Source organism: Polaromonas sp., assembly GCF_039932935.1.
Taxonomy (GTDB): Bacteria; Pseudomonadota; Gammaproteobacteria; order Burkholderiales; family Burkholderiaceae_C; genus Polaromonas.
The window spans coordinates 1-19,179 of the sequence record NZ_JBDTPB010000024.1; the positions used below are offsets into that span (position 1 = coordinate 1).

Annotated in this window: 17 protein-coding genes; 8 read left to right on the forward strand and 9 right to left on the reverse strand. The window is 61.6% G+C overall.

Annotated features, from left to right (window positions below):
- Positions 1-416 precede the first annotated feature (416 nt).
- Complete coding sequence (locus tag ABI546_RS03495) at positions 417-1,103, reverse strand: response regulator (protein ID WP_348044154.1); 687 nt, start codon at positions 1,101-1,103, stop codon at positions 417-419.
- On the reverse strand, positions 1,100-2,635 hold the full coding sequence (locus tag ABI546_RS03500) for a DUF4118 domain-containing protein (RefSeq protein WP_348044155.1): 1,536 nt from the start codon (positions 2,633-2,635) through the stop codon (positions 1,100-1,102). The genes ABI546_RS03495 and ABI546_RS03500 overlap by 4 nt, the downstream gene beginning before the upstream one ends.
- A gap of 374 nt (positions 2,636-3,009) precedes the next feature.
- Between ABI546_RS03500 and ABI546_RS03505 the strand changes: the two genes are divergently transcribed.
- Both ABI546_RS03505 and ABI546_RS03510 read left to right on the forward strand, forming a co-directional pair.
- A complete protein-coding gene (locus ABI546_RS03505) occupies positions 3,010-4,170 on the forward strand; it encodes an aminotransferase class V-fold PLP-dependent enzyme (protein WP_348044157.1) in 1,161 nt (386 codons plus the stop codon).
- An 88-nt stretch (positions 4,171-4,258) separates the two neighbouring features.
- Positions 4,259-5,416: a formyltransferase family protein gene (locus ABI546_RS03510; protein ID WP_348044159.1), complete on the forward strand. Its 1,158-nt coding sequence runs from the start codon at positions 4,259-4,261 to the stop codon at positions 5,414-5,416.
- Positions 5,417-5,468: 52 nt separating this feature from the next.
- Here the strand turns inward: ABI546_RS03510 and ABI546_RS03515 are convergent, their stop codons facing one another.
- Positions 5,469-6,449: a tripartite tricarboxylate transporter substrate binding protein gene (locus tag ABI546_RS03515; protein ID WP_348044161.1), complete on the reverse strand. Its 981-nt coding sequence runs from the start codon at positions 6,447-6,449 to the stop codon at positions 5,469-5,471.
- 280 nt (positions 6,450-6,729) lie between these two features.
- On the opposite strand from ABI546_RS03515, the gene ABI546_RS03520 reads away from it, so the two are divergent.
- On the forward strand, positions 6,730-7,677 hold the full coding sequence (locus ABI546_RS03520; protein WP_348044163.1) for a hypothetical protein: 948 nt from the start codon (positions 6,730-6,732) through the stop codon (positions 7,675-7,677).
- A 48-nt stretch (positions 7,678-7,725) separates the two neighbouring features.
- Here the strand turns inward: ABI546_RS03520 and ABI546_RS03525 are convergent, their stop codons facing one another.
- The 3 genes from ABI546_RS03525 to ABI546_RS03535 form a co-directional block, all read right to left on the reverse strand.
- Positions 7,726-8,346 carry a hypothetical protein gene (locus ABI546_RS03525; protein ID WP_348044165.1) on the reverse strand — a complete coding sequence of 207 codons (621 nt, stop codon included), beginning with the start codon at positions 8,344-8,346 and terminating at the stop codon, positions 7,726-7,728.
- Between the two features lie 39 nt (positions 8,347-8,385).
- Positions 8,386-9,435 (reverse strand): DUF262 domain-containing protein, encoded by a 1,050-nt coding sequence (locus tag ABI546_RS03530; RefSeq protein WP_348044167.1) that lies wholly within the window; start codon positions 9,433-9,435, stop codon positions 8,386-8,388.
- A gap of 435 nt (positions 9,436-9,870) precedes the next feature.
- On the reverse strand, positions 9,871-10,785 hold the full coding sequence (locus ABI546_RS03535; protein WP_348044169.1) for a sigma-70 family RNA polymerase sigma factor: 915 nt from the start codon (positions 10,783-10,785) through the stop codon (positions 9,871-9,873).
- Positions 10,786-11,037: 252 nt separating this feature from the next.
- Here ABI546_RS03535 and ABI546_RS03540 point away from each other — a divergent pair, with 252 nt between their 5' ends.
- Entirely contained in the window at positions 11,038-12,462 is a 1,425-nt protein-coding gene (locus ABI546_RS03540) for an MFS transporter (protein ID WP_348044171.1), read from the forward strand.
- Positions 12,459-12,764, forward strand: coding sequence for a hypothetical protein (locus ABI546_RS03545; RefSeq protein WP_348044173.1), 306 nt, complete (start codon positions 12,459-12,461; stop codon positions 12,762-12,764). The genes ABI546_RS03540 and ABI546_RS03545 overlap by 4 nt, the downstream gene beginning before the upstream one ends.
- Positions 12,765-12,786: 22 nt before the next feature.
- Here ABI546_RS03545 and ABI546_RS03550 read toward each other — a convergent pair whose 3' ends face one another.
- Both ABI546_RS03550 and ABI546_RS03555 read right to left on the reverse strand, forming a co-directional pair.
- The gene (locus ABI546_RS03550) at positions 12,787-13,593 is read right to left on the reverse strand and encodes a DUF2182 domain-containing protein (RefSeq protein ID WP_348044175.1); all 807 of its coding nucleotides are present in this window, start codon (positions 13,591-13,593) and stop codon (positions 12,787-12,789) included.
- Complete coding sequence (locus ABI546_RS03555; protein ID WP_348044177.1) at positions 13,586-14,389, reverse strand: DUF899 domain-containing protein; 804 nt, start codon at positions 14,387-14,389, stop codon at positions 13,586-13,588. Before ABI546_RS03555 ends, ABI546_RS03550 begins: the two co-directional genes overlap by 8 nt.
- A 94-nt stretch (positions 14,390-14,483) precedes the next feature.
- Here ABI546_RS03555 and ABI546_RS03560 point away from each other — a divergent pair, with 94 nt between their 5' ends.
- A complete protein-coding gene (locus tag ABI546_RS03560; RefSeq protein WP_348044179.1) occupies positions 14,484-15,719 on the forward strand; it encodes a helix-turn-helix domain-containing protein in 1,236 nt (411 codons plus the stop codon).
- 9 nt (positions 15,720-15,728) lie between these two features.
- A complete protein-coding gene (locus tag ABI546_RS03565; protein ID WP_348044181.1) occupies positions 15,729-16,376 on the forward strand; it encodes a glutamine cyclotransferase in 648 nt (215 codons plus the stop codon).
- Positions 16,377-16,399: 23 nt separating this feature from the next.
- Here ABI546_RS03565 and ABI546_RS03570 read toward each other — a convergent pair whose 3' ends face one another.
- Positions 16,400-17,467, reverse strand: coding sequence for an AraC family transcriptional regulator (locus ABI546_RS03570; protein WP_348044183.1), 1,068 nt, complete (start codon positions 17,465-17,467; stop codon positions 16,400-16,402).
- A 285-nt stretch (positions 17,468-17,752) separates the two neighbouring features.
- Between ABI546_RS03570 and ABI546_RS03575 the strand changes: the two genes are divergently transcribed.
- On the forward strand, positions 17,753-19,179 hold a 1,427-nt coding region (locus ABI546_RS03575; RefSeq protein WP_348044185.1), incomplete at its 3' end, for a carboxyl transferase domain-containing protein.

Below are 19,179 nucleotides of genomic sequence, written 5' to 3' on the forward strand. Positions count from 1 at the left end.
TCAGCCCGATCGGTTGAGGTATTGACTCAGGTCGAATGAGCGGCGGTCACGCGGGCTCACTCCACCGCCAGCCGGTAGCGCACGCCGGTTTGGATCGGGGGCAAGCTGGCTCAACACACCCCGTTCGCCCTGAGGTATCGAAGGGCTGGCGCGTGAGTGGAGGCTTCGATACCTCAGCCCGAACGGTTGGTATTGGCTTTGGTCGAACGGGTGAGATATTTGCTCAGCCCGAATAGGGGTGCTTGCTCAGGTCCAACATCAGGCATTGGGCTCGCCAAACCCGTTCGCCCTGAGGTATCGAAGGGTTGTTCCCATGGGCAGAGAGGCTTCGATACCTCAGCCCGAACGGTTGGGATATTGCTCAGCCCGAACGGGTGAGGTATTGGTTCAGGTCGAATGGGGGCGATCGCGCGGGCTCACTCCACCGCCAGCCGGTAGCCCACGCCGGTTTCGGTCAGCAGGTGCCGGGGCTCGGCCGGTTCGCGTTCAATCTTGGCGCGCAGCTGCGCCATGTACAGCCGCAGGTAATGCACGTGCTCGGTGTACTCCGGGCCCCACACGTCGGCCAGCAATTGCCGGTGCGTAACCACCCGGCCCGCACTGCGCACCAGCCGCGCCAGCAGCTTGAACTCGGTGGGCGTCAGGTGCAGCGTATCGCCATGCAGTTGCACGCTGTGCAGCGTCAGGTCAATGCGCAGGTCGTCCAGTTCGTGCACCGTTACAGCCGCGGCCAGCGCCGTGCCGCGGTGGCGCAAGGCCACGCGTATGCGCGCCAGCAGCTCGCTCACGCTGAAGGGCTTGGTCAGGTAGTCGTCGGCGCCCGCGTCCAGCAGCTTGATTTTTTGCGCTTCCTGGTGGCGCGCCGACACCACCAGAATCGGCAGCGAATGCCGGCGCCGTACCTCCTGCACCAGCTCGGCGCCGTCGCCGTCGGGCAGGCCCAGGTCCAGCACAATCACATCGGGCGGGTCGTGGCGTATCAGCGCTGCGGCCTCGCTGAGCGACACGGCCGTCTGCACCGCAAAGCCTTCTACCGACAGCGACGCACGCATCAGCTCGCGCAGGTCGCGGTCGTCTTCCACCACCAAAATGCGCAGGCTCATGGCTGGGCTCCGGCCGGTTGCTGTGATTCGATGGGCAGCGTCAGGGTAAAGACATTGCCCTCGCACTCCCCGGCGCCATCGCTGCGGGGCGCAACCGTCAGGCTGCCCTGGTGCGCCTCGGCAATGGCGCGGCACAGCGCCAGCCCCAGGCCCGCGCCGCGCTGGCCCGAATGGCCGGATTGGTCACCGCGCGCATAGGGTTCAAAGATGGCCTCGTATTTTTCCGGGGAAATTTGCGGCCCGCAGTCTTTCACGGCCAGCTGCAAGGTGCTGCCTTCGCCTCCTTTGCTTTCGCCCACCACCAGATCAATCGCGCCCGTGCCGTACTTGAGCGCGTTGTCCAGCAGGTTGTCCACCAGTTGCGCCAGCAGCACCGGGTCGGCCTTGATCAGCGGCAGCCCGGCCGGCACGGTAGATGTGATGCGGCGCTGCGGGTCGCGCTTGCGTGCGCGGGCCAGCACCGTGCCGACGATTTCTTCCAGCGACTCCCATTGCCGCGCCGGCGGCTGTGATGTGTTGGACAGCTGCACCAGCTGCAGCGTGTTTTCTGTGACGGTAGAGAGGTAAGACGCCTCACTGGCAATGCTGGCCAGCAACCGCGCCTGCTCGGCCGGGCTCAGCTTGTCGCCTTGAGTTTGCAGTGCCGAGGCCGCACCCACCACGGCGGCCAGCGGCGTTCGCAGGTCATGCGAAATGGCGGCCAGAAAAGTACTCTGTACCTGCTGGCGCTGCGCCTCGCCCTGGGCTGCCTGCATCGACGTGCTGAGCTGCAGCCGCCACAACGCCTGCCCCAGCAGTGCGCACAAGGCCTCGGCATGTTCGCGCCCGCCTGTATCGTGCGCCGGTGCGGGCTCTACCCGGGCGGCGCCATACATCCGGGCCTTGTCGCCCAGCGGCAGGTACCAGGCGTTCAGGCCCGGCCAGCGCCCGGTGCCCGGGCCCAGTGTGGCGGCTTCGCGCATGCAACACGCCATGCCGTCCCGTATCGAAGGCTCCAGCACGGCCGCGTTAGACAGCTCACCGCCGGCCTCCAGCGTGCCCAGCAGGCAAGGGCCTGCAAAGGCCTCATCCAGCGCCGCCTGGCCCAGGCCGCCAATGTCGTGCGCCGTAGCCGCAGTAGAAAGCTGCGTGGCCAGACCCTGCAGCTGGCGCGCCCGCTCTTCGTTCAGCCGGGCCACAGCTGTCTCGCGCCGCAGCCCGGCTGAGAGGTGGCTGATGGCCAGCGCCACCAGCAGCATGCTGACGAGGGCAATCAGGTGCTCGTGGCTTTCCACCTCAAAGGTAAAGCGCGGCGGCACAAAAAAGTAGTTCAGCGCCGTCACGGCCACCAGCGCGCAGGCCACCGACTCCTTCCAGCCCATGGTGTACGACACCACCACCACGGCCAGCACATACAGCATGGCCTGGCTGGCAATCGTCACCTGCCTGTCGAGCAGCAGCCCGGCGCCGGTGGCCACCGCCAGCAGCAGCGCCACGATGGCCCAGTGGCGCAAACTTGTGCCGGTGGCGGGTGTGGGGACAGCTGCTTTCATCATCAGAAGCCCAGCGTACCATCGGCCGCATCAGGATTGCATCAGGAAGACCTGGCGGAGGCTGCGGCTGCCCAGCAGGCCCAAAAGTCCCCAAAGACCCAAATCCCTGGTCGGGTTTGGCCCAGGCCAGGCTCAGATGGGCCTCAGGCTTGATCCGGGTCAACTTTTACAGATAAAAAGTGCCTGCAGCCCAATCAGGACGAGCGCGAGCAGCTCCTGAATTGATAGCGCAGCGCACCCGGCTACAGCTCGCCTGCGGCCCCATGCCGCCCCCCAATCGCCCCCTTGTCGCCGCATATTTCCCCACTGCCAAAAATCCCTCATGCTGTTAAGCTGGCTGCCCCACTTTCCATAACGATCTGAGAGACAACACCATGCCCGGACTCCTCCCCAACGTTGACCCTGACGGCCTGCTCGAGTTTTCGGTGGTCTACACCGACCGCGCACTCAACCACATGTCCAGAAGCTTCCAGGGCGTGATGATCGACATCTCCAGCATCCTGAAAGACGTCTACAAGGCCCACGCCGTGGCCCTGGTGCCCGGCAGCGGCACCTACGGCATGGAGGCCGTGGCCCGCCAGTTTGCCGGCGGCAAGCACGTCATGGTTATCCGCAACGGCTGGTTCAGCTACCGCTGGACGCAAATCTTTGACATGGGCCACATCCCTACGTCGCACACAGTGCTCAAGGCAAAACAAACCGGCCCCGGCGCGCAAGCCCCCTGGGCACCCGCACCCATTGCCGATGTGGTGGCCGCCATCGCCAAAGAAAAGCCCGCAGTCGTTTTTGCTCCGCACGTTGAAACCGCCTCCGGCATGATCCTGCCCGACAGCTACCTGCAGGCCGTGGCCGCCGCGGTGCATGCCGTGGGTGGCCTCTTTGTGCTTGACTGCATTGCCTCCGGCGCCATGTGGGTCGACATGAAGGCCACCGGTGTTGACCTGCTCATATCGGCCCCGCAAAAAGGCTGGAGCAGCTCACCTTGCTGCGCCATGGTCATGCTCAGCGAGCGCGCCCGCGCCGCCATTGACGGCACCGCCAGCTCCAGCTTCGCCTGCGATTTGAAGAAGTGGATGCAGATCATGGAAACGTACGAAAACGGCGGCCATGCCTACCACGCCACTTTGCCCACAGACGCGCTCACACGCTTGCGCGCCGCCATGCAAGAGACCCAGGCCTACGGTTTTGCCAAAGTGAAGGCCGAGCAGGAAGCCTTAGGCAGCAAGGTGCGCAAACTGTTTGAAAGCCGCGGCCTGCCCAGCGTGGCCGCCGAAGGCTTCAAGGCCCCGGGTGTGGTCGTCAGCTACACCACCGACCCAGACATTCAGTCAGGCAAAAAATTTCTGGCCCAGGGTTTGCAAACCGCCGCCGGCGTGCCGCTGCAATGCGACGAAGGCGCTGACTTCAAGACCTTCCGCGTCGGCCTGTTTGGCCTCGAGAAGTGGCACCAGTCTGACCGTACCGTGGGCCAGCTTGCCGCCGCGCTCGACCAGATCGGCCTGGTCGAGAAGGCGCGCCAGCCAGTCGCGGCCTGATCGCTGTTTTTCATCGGGAGCTTCGGCTCCCTTTTTGTTGCCTGTTCAGTTTTTCAATCAACTTATTCATTCATAAAGAGACGTGTCAATGAAATGCGCTTTGGTGGGTTCCCGTTTTTTCGCTGCCTCGGTTTTTGAGGCGCTCCGTAAAGAAGAAGGCATTGAGTTCACCAGCGTCGTGGCCCCGGCCGAAGACGACCGGCTGGCGATTGCCGCGCGCGCAGCCGGCATCGCCGTGCACGTGCTGGCCAACCCCAAGATCGTGCCCGGCGAAGCCATTGCCGAAGGCACCGAGCTCATCATCGCCGCGCACACCCACGCACGCGTGAGCGACGACGCCCTCGCGCGCTCGCGCCTGGGCGGTATCGGCTACCACCCCTCGCTGTTGCCGCGCCACCGCGGCATCGCGGCCGTCGAGTGGACGATTCTGGAAGGCGACCCGATTGCCGGCGGCTCTGTCTACCACCTGGCCGACGGCTGGGATGCCGGCGCCATCGCCGCGCAAGACTGGTGCTTTGTCAAAAAAGGCGAAACCGCCCGCGAGCTGTGGGAGCGCGCCCTCGCGCCCATGGGCCTGGCACTGCTCAGCAAGGTCGTGCACCACGCCCGCCTGCAAGGCAACTTGCCCGCTGAGGTGCAAGACCCAGCCTTTGCCACCCGCGCCCCCATGCTGCGCAAGGCCGTGGTGTTGACTGAAGAGGTCTCGTCCACCAACACCTCGCTCGTCGTCTCCATCGTCGGCACTGATCGCCAGGGCATCGTCAGCGCATTGGCAGACAAAGCCCAACGCTTCGGCGCCAACTGGGCCGCCAGCCGCATGACGCGCCAGGCCGGTGAGTTTGCCGGCATGGTCCACTTCGAAGTGCCCCGCGAAAGCGCCGACAACCTGGCCACCTCACTGCGCGGCCTGCAGTCCAGCGGCTTGCAAGTGGTCGTGGCTAAAAGCGACGGCGCCAACACCCCTGCCGCACTGCGCGTGTTTGAACTGGAGTTGGTAGGCGAAGACCGCCTCGGCATCGTCAGCAATTTGACCAAAATGCTGGCCGAGCGCGGCATCAGTATTGAGAGCATTCATACCGACATCGTGCGCAGCGGTGTGTCGGGCAAGCAGACCTTCAAGGTGGAGGCGCACTTGCTGGTGCCGGCTAACTTGTCTGTGGAGGCGTTGCAGAAAGAGCTTGGTACCTTGGCCAGCGAGATGATGCTGGATATTGCTTTGGGCGAGCGGCAGGTTTCAGTCGGCTAGAGCTTTTATTTGGTGGCCAGGTACAAGCCTTGGCCTGGCCACCACGCCCTGCTTACTGCGGCACCAGGCCGGCGGCTTTCACCAGCTCGGCATGAATGCGAATCTCTTCCGAGATGACTTGCGCCAGAGGCTTGGCCTCATCGGGTGCGGGCTCCATGCCTATTTCCAGCAATTTGGTTTTGGCATCACCCCGCAGGAAAGCCTTGGCCGATTTGCTGATCTTGTCCAACACCGGCTGAGGGGTCTTGGCCGGCGCCAGCAGCCCGATCCACGCCGATAGCACCACGTTGTTCACGCCGCCTTCCTTCAGCGTCGGAATGTCCGGCGCAGAAATGGCGCGCTTCTCACTCAGCACACCCACCGCATGCAGCTTGCCCGACTTGATGTGCGGCAGCGCCTCTGGCAGCGGCGCAAAAGCCATGTCCACCTGGCCGCCGATCAAATCAGTAATGGCCGGTGCACCGCCCTTGTAAGGCACGTGCAGCAGCTTCACGCCGGTCTGGCTTTCAAACATCAGGCCCGCCAGATGCTGCGGGCTGCCGTCACCTGAAGAGGCATAGGTCAGCTTGCCGGGGTTGGCCTTGGCAGCCGCCAATATGCTGGCCGGTGTTCCATATTTGGCCTTGTCATTCACCACCAGCACCATGGCCTGGTTGACTAGCTTGGTCACCGCCACAAAGTCGGTTTCCGGGTTGTAGGGCAGCGTCTTGAAAATGCTCTTGTTCGTCGTCAAGAAAGACGCCGGCGACACCATGATGGTGTAGCCATCCGGCACCGCCTTGGCTACCACCGGCACGCCAATCTGGCCCGAGCCGCCGGCTTTGTTGTCCACCACAAAGGGCTGGCCGAGGTCGGTGGCCAGTTGCTGGCTGACCTGGCGCGCCACCATGTCTACGCTGCCACCGGCTGGTAGCGCGACGATGACTTTGACTGGGTGGTTGGGATAGGTGTCTTGGGCGAAGGACAGCTGGGTGAGCGTCAGACTGGAGGCGGCGCAAATTGCGAAGCAGAAGGTGCGGGTAGTAATCGGCATGAGTGGCTTTCAGCGTTGATGGTGCTTGACGGTGTCAGGCCCGCACTCTGCAAAGCCTGTCCCCGCCGCAGGCGTGCGCACGCAAGTTATATGCCCATATAAATAGAAACTAAGACTCCCGCTTTCGCAGGACGTATGTTTAACTCGAACTAGTGGTTGAAGATCGCCTCGCATCGTCAGAAGTCTGAGATGCTGGCCGATCGCGGCATCAGCATCGAGAGCATTCACACCGACATCGTGCGGGGCGTTGTTTCGAGAAAGCAGACCTCCGAGGCATCAATTGAAAATATTATTTCTTGACCAGAATAAATGGATTGAGCTTGCGAGAGTGCGCTCCGGGGCGCTTAAGGACGGCCCTTCGTGCATCGTCTACGCTGAACTTCATGACGCAGTTGAGCAGGGTCGCGTGTTAGCTCCCCTAACAATCACGCACATTGTCGAAACTTCAAAGCGCAATGACCTGTCAAGTCGCGCGCATGTGGCTGAGGTTCAAGCAAGCCTTAGCAGAGGATTTGTATTTAGAAGCCGAAAGGCGCGACTATTGGTTGAAATGCGAAATGCCTTGCATTTAATGTTTGGCGAGCCGCCGATCTCTTTGCCGCCAAATTGGGCGGTTGTTGCCGGATTCATGCAGGCATTTGAACCTTTCGACTCGCTCTTTGCTTCTCCCGGTGATGCTGGTATCGCCGATTTTCTAAACCAGCATCTTGATCCTAAACAGCAATATCTTAGTTACATGCTGGGTCAAGATGACAAACTTCGTCGTGCAGCGCACGCCGCTTTCTCAGCCAGTTCGAGTGAATTACTAAGCCGGATCGAAAACCGTCGCAAGGTTATGGAGGGGGAAACAATGGACATGCGCTGGAGAGCCTATGCTGCCCAACTCTTTCTAGATCATCAAGGATTTACTGCTCATCTTCTTGGTGTTATCGGTCATACCGTTGATGAGATGAAACGCCTTGGTGCGGAAGCTATTGTTTCCTTTATACGAAACGTACCGACCTTGAATGTAGAGGCCGAATTGGCTGCTCGCTTAGAAGCACAAACTGGCCCGTTGGAGCCCAATGACATTCGCGACATGTTGTCTTTTTATACCGCCGTTCCTTACGCAAACCAGCTGGTCGCTGAAAAGGGCTTCATATCACTCGCTCGACAAGCCAAGCTTGATACACGTTATGGGGGTAATTTTTCGGTGCAACTGGGCGATATCCTTGAACTATACAAATGACGTCTTTATCGGCAAGAAGTGTCAATTTCTAAGGGTGTGATGCGGATCCTATTGGACGGCTCTTGCCGCAATAGTTCGCATGTCGTCAAGCCAGCTTAAAAATGCAAATTGCATAGTGCCGGGATCACGCCAAACCATCGCATCTGTTGGGTGCTTTACTCGGGAAGCAAGATAAGAAGTCGCAAGAGATTCAACTTCCGCTCGAGTTTGATGATTTCTATGCGCGCAAGCATTTCGAACTAGTTGACAATGTTTTGGTCCAGGTAAGCCGCCCGCAAGAGTCCCGATCAAGTTCCCGGCGTTGCCTGGGTTTAGAGCATTAACTATTGCAACGATGTGGGTGACGTCACCCCAGGTTGGTTCTTTACGGAGAAGATGATTCAAGTTGCCTGGCCGAACCATTGCGCCTTGGCTTGCTCGCATGGCTACATAAGATGCTCGTTGCCAGTTCACTGGAAGTATCGATGCGGGATGAATAACTCCAAGTTCTGTTGAGCATCCAGTGGCAGAGCGAATCAACAATTGACGAACGAAGCTGCAATACGCTTGCCATGCATCTGAAAGCACCCCTTCTAGTCGATGTCGCCGCCGTTCTTTTTCATGCGACGAAGTCATAGAAAGGCTGTCCTTAAATCCTTCTTCACATCTTGTGATGCGTAATTCGAACATGAATCGCAGAGGAGGCAAATCCACTGTAAAAGTCCCGATCTACAGCTCGTTTCGTAGGGCGAGGCAGAGTATTGATATTCGAGTGACGCGCTGCTTCTCTCGGTTTGATCCAGCACTCATCGCTTCCACATATTCGGGAAATCGTGAGAGATCTTTGCTTTCGTGTGCTGCAGCAAGTTCCAATAAATTTGCCGTTGCCCTCTCTGCGGAGCATCCGAGTGCAGCCCCAATCGGCGGAATACCCGAAATTTCCTCGAACCCTTTAAGGCCTACGGTGTTGTGATGTATTGCGCAGAAAAGTGCATGCAAAGCGAATGGCTTTGTCATGTAGGAATTTCGAATTGGGGAAAGATCTTGAGCGATGATGTTGAAAACCTGGTCAAGAGTGGCCTCAACATCATCCGCTTGAGGGAAGGAAGTATCGAAGGCTTTGTACAACGCGTGAAGCTTAGCGTCGCTTGTGCTGGTGACGCCATTTTCGAGAGCTAAAACTAAATCGGCAATAAATGCTGCGTCGGCCATTCTGACTATCTGCCGTGTTGTAAATATCTCCCACTCCGACAGAAGATTCATATGATCTAGTACGCGTGTAACCATGTCTTTGAATTCGCCAAAAAACTCCGAATGTCTTTTCTCTGCTGCATTAAGCGGCAATGTATAGGCATTCATTCGTCGGAACATCTGAAGGATTTCGGCTCTGCCAGCATCGCGAATAACGTCAGTTGACACCGTGTAGAAGAGTAGTCTGTCTTGCGTTTCTTCATCCAGATCAGAGAATCGTCGTCCTTCATATTTGGATGAGTTCTTTCCAAGAGCAAACTTGTCATTCAGAAAATCTTGAATGGTAGTGATGCGTTGTTGCCCATCAACAATTTCGGTCCGTACTTTTTTTGATCTCCTATCTAGGAATTCGTGAAAGTAAATTTTTGGAAATGGAAAACCTTCCAAAATCGTATCGATGAAGTAGCTTCTGGATGCATTTGGCCAAAGACCCGGTGATCGTTGGTATTCCTTGTTAGCGATTAAGTCGCCACGATTGAGCATATCGCGGAGATTTGCTATCGATAGTCTGCTTTCATCTAGTCTCATTGGGTACCTTTCGTCAGTTCCACGATCACAGTTATTCCGGACTTTACACTGCAGGCGAGCGAAGGATGGGGGCTTTTTTGAGTGAAGTTCTTTGCGTTGCTGTAGCTGCGAGGTAGATTGAGATCGAACAGGGGCTCTCGATTAATTAACTTATCCCGAAAATTCGCTGGACGTCTCGTTGAATGCATTTCTAAATGCGTTTAGAAAGCTCTTCTCATTCGAACCTCGAAACCTCGGCCACCTGCTTGATAAGCTTGCCCGTCCTCAGCAGCAGCCCTTCCTCCTGAAGCGGGTGATGCAATGAGCGCGTCGACATATGTAGTGCCGCCGCCAAGGTCTCCGCATTGTGCGAAGCCACCGCAGGATTCGCCAGCGCCTGCCGTACCTGTTCCACCGCTAGCCAGTCGCGCCGATGCTGTTCCTCAGCGCCAGTAGTCAAACATCAAAGATCGCCCCGTCCTCAAAATAAAACGCATACCTGAAGTCCCGGATCATCTCCAGCTTCCCCTCCTGCCAATCCAGCGCAACGACGTAGTCCGCATTGACAGTGGCATCACTCTCCTGGTGAATCCAGATAGCGGGCCGGCCTTCGATGTTGGTGGGCGTGACGTGCATCACGCCTGTCACGGCTGAATACCGGCCAAAGTATTCGCCCACATCCGCCTTGCCGTCCAGCTGCAGGCGTGCCACCAAATTCAGGTGCACCTTATCGCCCAGCATGTCGCGCAGGCCGTCAAAGTCTCGCGCGTTAAAGCGTGCCGCATATTCGGTTAGCAGGGCCTGGTCTGTTGGCGACAGGGCTGGCGGTGGCGCTTTGTCTGCCGACTGCTGGGCCAACTCGCGCAGGCGCAGGCGGCCGCGGTGCAGTGAGGCCTTGATGGCGGGCAGGCTGACGTTCATGACGTCGGCGGCTTCGTCCATCGCGTAACCCAGCACGTCGGCCAATATCACCGCGCTGCGCTGCGCCGGCAGCAGTTGCATAAAGGTGCGCAGTGCTGCCGTGGTGGCATGGCGCAGCTCGGCGCTGGCGTGGGGGTCGGCGGTGGTGTCGGGCTCTTCATCGGCTAGGTGCACTTCTTCACGCGCCTTGCTTCGCAAAAAGTCCATGGCCGTGTTGTGCGCAATGCGAAACAGCCAGCCTTCGGCGTGCTGCACTGTGGCGGGGTCATAGGCCTGCGCGGCTTTGGCCAGCGTGTCTTGCACGATGTCTTCGCCGTCAAAGATGGAGCCGGTCATGCGGGCGCAGTAGCGGTGCAGCCGGGGGCGCAGCGTGCCCATGAGGGTGATGAACTCGGGCAGAGCCGGGTTCGGCGCATCGGGGGCCGTGATGGAGTGGGGTGTGGCGTTCATAGAGGAGGGCCTTGGCTTGATTGTGCTTCGGGGGTCTTGGTTTGGGTGGCTTGGCCGATGAAAGGTTGCCGCCGCACGGGGTGATTTCCTTGGGGTGATTCCTTTATGCGTCTTCTTTGAGACGTTGGGCGGGCCCCAAACGATGCGCGGGCACGTAAAAATAATTTTGCATCGATTCGCTGGGCGTCGTCGTCTTTGGCAATAGGGGCAAGGCATGTGGTGTGCCGCCCGCCAAAAAGGAGCGATGAAGTGATGCAAGTGAATCAACCAGACAATCCAGGCTTTACCGTGCAGCAGCGCTGGGTGCTGGGCCTGGCCGCGGCCGGGTCGTGCATGGCGGCGCTGGATGCGCTGGTGGTTACGACGGCGCTGGACACGCTACGGCATGAGTTGTCGGCCTCGGTTGAGGCGCTGGAGTGGACGGTCAATGCCTATGGCCTGAGCTTTGCCGTGCTGCTGATGACGGCGTCGGCACTTGGCGACCGGTGGGGCCGCCGCCGGGTTTACAGCGCCGGGCTGCTGGTGTTTGCCGCCTCGTCGGCCGCCTGTGCGTTGGCGCCGGGCATTGGCTGGCTGATTGCCGGGCGGGCGCTGCAAGGCTTGGGCGCGGCCATGGTGCTGCCGCTGGCCATGGCTTTGCTGGCGGCTGCGTTTCCACCGGCGCAGCGGGGCAAGGCGCTGGGGCTGTTCAGCGGCGTCACCGGCCTGGCCGTGCTGGCCGGGCCGGTTGTAGGGGGTGCGGTGGTGCACGGCCTGGCGTGGCAGTGGATCTTCTGGATCAACGTGCCGTTTGCCCTGCTGGTGGCCGCGCTGGTGTGGCGCAAGGTGCCCGAGAGCAAAGGCGCCCCGGGCAAGCTCGACTGGCGGGGCGCGGTGCTAATGGTGCTGTCGTTACTGGGCCTGGTGTGGGGGCTGATGCGTGGTGCGCACGATGGCTGGTTCAGCGGGCCTGTGCTGGGTGCGTTGGGTGCCGGGCTGGTGCTGGGCGCGGCGTTTGTTGCGTCGCAGCGCCGTGAGGCGTGGGAGGCCATGGTGCCGCCCCGGCTTTTTCGCTCGCCGGTGTTTGCGGCCGCCAACGTGGCGGGCTTCTTGATGACGGCGTCGTTGATGGGCACGCTGTTTTTCATGGCGCAGTTTTTTCAGGTGGTGCAGGGCCGCTCGCCATTGGGTGCGGGCCTGAGCATGCTGCCGTGGACGGCCACGCTGTTTTTAGTCGCGCCCGTGGCGGGGGCCATGGTGGCGCGCGTCGGCGCGCGCACGCTGGTGGTGGTAGGTCTGGTCTTGCAGGGCATTGGTGTGGGCTGGGTGGCATTGTTGGCCGGCCCTCAAACTGCCTACGCGCTGTGGGTGCTGCCCATGGTGGTGACCGGCGCGGGTGTTTCCATGGCCATGCCGGCGGTGCAAAGCGCGGTGCTGGCCGAGGTAGAGCCGGGCGATATCGGCAAGGCCTCGGGCTTGTTCCAGACCCTGCGGCAGCTCGGCGGTGTGCTGGGCGTGGCGATTGCGGCCACGGTGTTTACAGGCGCGGGCGGCTATGCCAGCGCGCAGCAGTTCAGCAGCGGATTTGCCCAGGCACTGGCTGCCTGCGCCGTTCTTTCTTTGGCCGGTGCTGCGGTGGCTTTGCGCCTGCGCGGCAAGGCACCCATTTCCCTTCAACCCACAGGAGTAAAAGTATGAGAGCAGTCATGATTCGTTACCGCGTTAAACCCGAAATGGCCGAAGAAAACGAGCGGCTCGTCCGCGCGGTGTATGCCGAGCTGCAGGCCGTCAAGCCTGCCGGCCTGCGCTACCACACGCACAAGCTGCCCGATGGCGTGAGCTTTGTGCATGTGGCCATGTACGACGAAGGCGTGGATGAAAGCCCCTTGCCCAAGCTGGCAGCTTTCAAGGCGTTCACCGCAGATATCAAGGCGCGCTGTGACGAGTTGCCCGCCACGCAAGAACTGCAGCCCGTTGGGTTCTTCAGCAGCTTCAGCTGAAGTGACCAGGCTGGCGGGCTCTTCACAAGACCCCGCTTGCCCGCGCGACCATGAACCAGCCTGCACCGGTGGCGATGACACCGACCGCGAGGGCGATGCGCTCTCCGGCCGGGACAATGCGTTCTGCCGTAGTGGCCGCTGTGACGAGTGCCATCGCGCCCAGGTCCATCACGCCCATGACGAGCAAGATGACCGTGAGGCCGGCGCAGGAGCGGCTGCAATGCAGGCCGAGCCGCAGCCCATGTTGCCAGGCCGCGCCGGTGCCTGCTGCGAATGCCTGGTGCTGTTCAACTTGTCCCCGGCAGCAAGCCAGCGAACGTGTCTTTGATGCCGTGAATTGAAACAACCCGCCGAGCAGTACGGCCATGCCACTGGCCAGCGGAAGGGCGCGCGCTACAGCGGGGATTTTCATGGCCGTTTCTGCCAGCGCGGCGCCCAGCGCAAAGATGGCCGCCCCCAGCGCAATCCACACGCAGAAGTAGGCTGCGCCCGCTACTGTGAGCAATGCGGTCAATGTGCCCGGGTGCGCATGGCCGTGTGCGCCCAGTGCCTGCCGGTAGCGCCACAGCATGGGCGCCAATGACGGCAACATCATCGCCACCATCATCACGGCCCACATGCCGATGAAAGACGCCGCAGTGCCAGGCCATGTCTGGCCGCACACGGGTAGCCACGCCATGGAGAGCGCCCCGCCGCCGGGCATGGGAATCTCCCCCATACCCGACATGGACTGGCTCCAGCGAATGGTTGCTGCGGTGCTGGCGGCAACCAGCAGGGCCGTAACGCCGAGGAAGGCGGGTAGCGCGTGGCGGTGATGCGCCTCAGGCACAGCAGGCCGCTACAGCGGCTGCTTGCGGGGCTTTGTATTCGTCATGGCGGCGCCACCAGATGCCGGTTTCGTTGCGGCCCAGGGGCGCGCGGTCCAGCCATTGGTACGAACCCCAAAGCCCGTCTACGCCGCGTGAATAGGTCGAGTAGTGGTGGTAGACCACACCGTCTTCAAGCACGAAGGTGCTCATGCCCGGCCTTTCGCGTGTGTAGCCCGATGCGTCGATGCCGCTGCTGGCGGCGAGCTCGGCCACCGGGCCGGTGCCGCCACCCTCCTGGCCTTCGCGCCACTCCCATTTGGGCTCGCGCGTGAAGTTGTAGTCAATGCCGCGCTCGCGTTGCTGCTGCTCGGTAAACGACACGTTGAAGTCAAAGTTAAAGTCGCTGCCGAACGAGGACGCCCAGGGGAAGGTCCAGCCCATGCGGTTTTTGTACGCCTGCAGCTTGGCCAGCGGTGCGCGTGACACCACTTGCAGCGCCACGTCATGGTTGGCAAGGTGAACCGCGAAGCCGTTGAAGCTGTCGGCGATCATCGAGCACGAGGGGCAACCGGCCTTGTAGTCGGGCCCGAACATGAAGTGGTAAACCATCAGCTGCGAGCGGCCCTGAAACAGGTCGGCTAGCGAGGCTTTGCCTGCGTCGGTGTCGAAGGTGTAGTTTTTGTCGATGCGTACCCAGGGCAGTTGCTGGCGTTGTTGTGCCAGTTCATCGCTGTGGCGCGTCAGCTCTTTTTCGGCGGCGAGCAGCTTGATGCGTGCGGCGGTCCAGTCTTCGCGGGTTGCTGTGGTGTGAGTCATTGGCGTGTTCCTTTCGTGGGTGGTTGGTGAAGCACGCGCTTATAGTAGGAATGAACACGCGAAGGGTGAGAGTGACAAATGTGGCGGGATTCGAATGGATGCACTGATCACGGCAGCCGCGCTGGCACTGGCCGCCGGTGATGTGCTGGGTGCACTGAACCGTGTTGCCCTGCGCAACGACGCACCCGCGTTGGCGCTGCGCGGCATTGCGATGGCGCGGCTGGGTGACCTGGAGCGCGCCAAGGCCTTGCTGCGCAGTGCGGCCCGCGCCTTTGGCACCAAAGAGGCCGTGGCCCGCGCGCGCTGCGCCGTAGCCGAAGCCGAGATTGCTCTGGTCTCACGCGACCTGGGCTGGCCTGTTGCGGCGCTGGACGCCGCGCGCCTCACACTTGAATCCCACGGCGACCAGGCCAATGCTGCGCATGCTGGGCTGTTGCAGGCCCGGCGCCTGCTGCTGATCGGCAGGCTGGACCAAGCCGAACAAACGCTGGCCGGACTGGACCCTGCACCGCTGCCACCCGCATCGAAAGCGGCGCATGCGATGGTGGTGGCCGGGCTGGCGGTGCGGCGCCTGCACACCCAGGCCGCGCGCACGGCATTCGCTGAGGCGGGCCGCGCTGCGGCGCAGGCGCGTATTCCCGCGCTGGTGGCTGAAGTCAACAGCGCCTTGCTGGCGCTGAACGCGCCCGCGGCGCGCGTGGTGTCGCAGGGCGAAGAGCGTGCGCTGCTGCTTGATGAGGTGGAGGCGCTGCTGGCTTCCAACACCCTTGTCATTGACGCTTGCCGCTACGCCGTGTGCCAGGCCGGCACATCGGTGCCGCTTGCCGGCCGGCCGGTGCTGTTTGCGCTGGCGCGCGCTTTGGGTGAGGCCTGGCCTGCCGATGTACCGCGCGAGGTGCTGGTGGCCAAGGCCTTTCGTGGCAAAGAGGCCGACGAGTCTTACCGTGCGCGCTTGCGCGTTGAAGTGGGGCGGCTGCGCACCCTGCTGCGGCCGCTGGCCGGTGTGGTGGCCACGAAGGATGGCTTTGTGCTGCAGCCGCACCGCGTGGCCCCGGGGGCGGCGGGGCTTGTGGTGCTGGCGCGGCCGATGGAAGGCGCGCATGGCGAGGTGCTGGCGCTTTTGTCGGATGGTGAGTCGTGGGCCAGCTCTGACCTGGCCTTGGCCCTGGGCGCCAGCCAGCGCACGGTGCAGCGTTCGCTGGAGTCGTTGTTGCAAGCGGGCAAAGTGCAGCGCCTGGGCCAGGGGCGTTCACGCCGCTGGATGGCGATGCCCCTGGTGCCGGGATTCACGACAACCTTGTTACTCCCGGCTTCGCTGCCCGGTGAGTAGGATGAAGCCATGAAAAAATCCAAAGCTGAAATTGTTCGCGAATACGGTCCCTTCCCCGATGTGGAGAAGGTCAATGGTGTGACCTATGACGGGCAACACGTCTGGTTCGCCTCCGGCCAAAAACTCAATGCGCTGAACCCGGCGAGCGGCAAGACGGTGCGCTCCATCGACGCGGCCGCACATGCGGGCACGGCGTTTGACGGGCAGCATCTTTACCAGGTGGCGGAAGACCGCATTGAAAAAGTTGACCCCGCTACCGGCCAGGTGCTGCACACGATTGCATTGCCGGGCGGCGGCGCCGGGCTGGCATGGGCCGAGGGCACGCTGTGGGTGGGCCAGTTCCAGAAGCGGCAGATTCTTCAGCTTGACCCGGTCACGGGCGCGGTGCTGCGCACCATCGAGTCCAACCGCTTTGTCACCGGCGTGAGCTGGGTAGACGGCGAGCTGTGGCATGCCACCTGGGAAGGTGATGAAAGCGAGTTGCGCCATGTGGATGCGCACACCGGCGAAACACTGGAGGCAATGGATATGCCGGCTGGCATGTTTGTCTCGGGGCTGGAGTCTGACGGCGCAGACCAGTTCTTTTGCGGTGGTGGTAGCAGCGGCAAGGTCAGGGCGGTGCGCCGGCCGGCGCGGCGCGCTGCGGCCAAAAACTGAAGCAGGGGGCCTTCGGCACTTCCCTAAAGCCCCGGCAGGCCCTTGCGAAACTCCCCTGGGCTCATGCCTGTCCATGCGCGGAAGGCCCGGGTGAAACTTTTCTCATTGGTAAAGCCGCCGGCTGCGGCCACTTGCTTGATGGGCTTGTCGGTGCGCAGCAGCAACTCCTTGGCTCTTTCGCTGTGCACCTCGTCCTTCAGTTGCTGCAATGACGCGCCTTCTTCCTGGAGCTGCCGATGCAGCGAGCGCGAAGACATGTTCAGCGCCGCGGCCAAACTCTCTGCGTTGTGCGAGGCCAGTGAGGGGTTGGCCAGCGCCTGCCGCACTTGCTGCACCAGCAACCTGTCACGCCGGTACTGCAGCACGGTGAGCGGAAGGGCTCGCTGGAGCATCTGCTGCAGGGCTTTCTCATCGCGGCGCAAAGGCAAGTCCAGGTAACGCGCATCAAACCTGAGCTCAGCCTGTCCTGAGCCTGTCGAAGGGGCTTGCGTGGCGTTGAACTGCAGCATGGGCCCGGGAAACATCAGACCATAAGCCTCCACATGCTGTGGCGCCCCAAACGGAAAGCGTGCCCCCTGCAGCGGGATGCGCGAGTCCACATACCAGCAGGCGAGCCCGTGAATGTTGCGCAGCACATGCACCAGGCAAAACTCGCGTGCTGCACCCAGGTCGGTGTGTTCTTCAATCGTGATGCTGGCGGTGTCGCCGCTGGTGCTGAGCTTGAGGATGATGTCGCCTGTCAGCAAACCATGGTGGCGGCACCAGCGTTTGAGTGCCACGCCCAGGCTGGGTGAGCTGATGGAGGCGCGGGCCAGCATGCCGTAGCTGCCCCAGGGCAATTTGCGGCTGAAAGCACCCAGGCCTTCGTCGTCAAGTTGCTGCATGGCGGCGCCTGACAGGGTCTCCATTTGCTGCGCGGTGATGTGGCCCTGCACGGTTTGCAGTTGTTTTGGCGTGATCTGTGCCAGCTTCAGGGCTTCTGCCGGGCTTTGCTCACGGCGCTTGTAGGCGGCCACAATGCTTCTGGCAAAGGCCATAGGGGTGGCGGCTTTGGGCGTATTAGCGGGTTTGACGAGAGTCCGGGCGGGCATACGGTAAATTTTCCTATGCGTTGGCAGGATTTGCAACCTAGTTGGCCGCTCTGATGGGGTGGGTTTTCGCTAAGCTGGGAGTTTGGCGTTAAGGTGTGGCTTCGATAGGCTCGGCCCGACGGGGAAGGCTTCGATACCTCAGCCCGAACGGATTCGGGGAGAGAGCTTCGACGAGCTCAGCCCGAACGGAAGGGGCGGCTTCGACAGGCTCAGCCCGAACGGGGAGAAGCCCGGATAGAGCAATTGGCCCGCCTACGAATAACGCCGCTTAGCAACGAGGAAACCATGCCCGCTCTCGAGACACAACTCAACGCCCGTTCCGCCGACTTTCAGGCCAATGCCGCTGCCATGCAGGCGCAGGTAGACGACCTGAACGCACAGGTTGCCAAGGCCGCCCTGGGTGGCGGCGAGGCCACACGGGCGCGGCATGTGTCGCGGGGCAAGCTGCTGCCGCGTGACCGAGTGCAGATGCTGCTGGACCCGGGCACGCCTTTCCTGGAGCTTGGCCCTCTGGCCGCCAAAGACATGTACCCCGACAGGGATGGCACCGACAGCGCACCGTGCGCGGGCCTCATCACCGGCATTGGCCGCGTCAACGGGATCGATTGCATGATCGTGTGCAACGACGCCACCGTGAAGGGCGGCACCTACTACCCGATGACGGTGAAAAAGCATTTGCGCGCGCAGGAAGTGGCGATGCAGAACAACCTCACCTGCATTTACCTGGTCGACTCGGGCGGCGCCAATTTGCCCAACCAGGACGAGGTATTTCCTGATCGCGACCACTTTGGACGCATCTTTTACAACCAGGCCAACATGAGCGCCCAGGGCATCGCGCAGATTGCGGTTGTCATGGGCAGCTGCACGGCCGGCGGTGCCTATGTGCCGGCCATGAGCGACGAAACCATCATCGTTAAAAACCAGGGCACCATCTTTTTGGGCGGCCCGCCGCTGGTGAAGGCGGCCATTGGTGAAATCGTTTCAGCCGAAGACCTGGGCGGCGGTGATGTGCACACGCGACTGTCTGGCGTGGCAGACCATTTGGCGCAAAACGACGCCCATGCGCTGGCACTCGCCCGCCAGGCTGTGGCCAGCCTCAACAAAACCAAGCGATTCGATCAGGCCTTGCGCACCCCGGTGCCGCCGCTGCACAGCTCGCAAGAGCTGCATGGCGTGATTCCGGTAGACCCGAAAAAGCCCTATGACGTGCGCGAGGTGATTGCCCGCATCGTTGATGGCAGCGAGTTTCATGAGTTCAAGGCGCGCTTTGGCCCCACGCTGGTCTGCGGCTTTGCGCACATTGAAGGCATGCCCGTGGGCATCATCGCCAACAACGGCATTTTGTTCAGCGAGTCGGCCCAAAAGGGCGCGCACTTTATCGAGCTGTGCTGCCAGCGCAAGGTGCCGCTGGTGTTTTTGCAGAACATCACCGGTTTCATGATCGGTCGCAAGTACGAAGCCGAAGGCATTGCACGCCACGGCGCCAAGATGGTGACGGCCGTGGCCACGGCGCAGGTGCCCAAGTTCACCGTGATCATTGGCGGCAGCTACGGCGCCGGCAACTACGGCATGTGCGGCCGGGCGTATTCACCGCGATTTTTGTGGATGTGGCCCAACGCGCGTATCTGCGTGATGGGCGGCGAACAGGCGGCCGGCGTGCTGGCCACGGTAAAGCGCGATGCGATTGAAGCCAAGGGCGGCGCCTGGAGCGC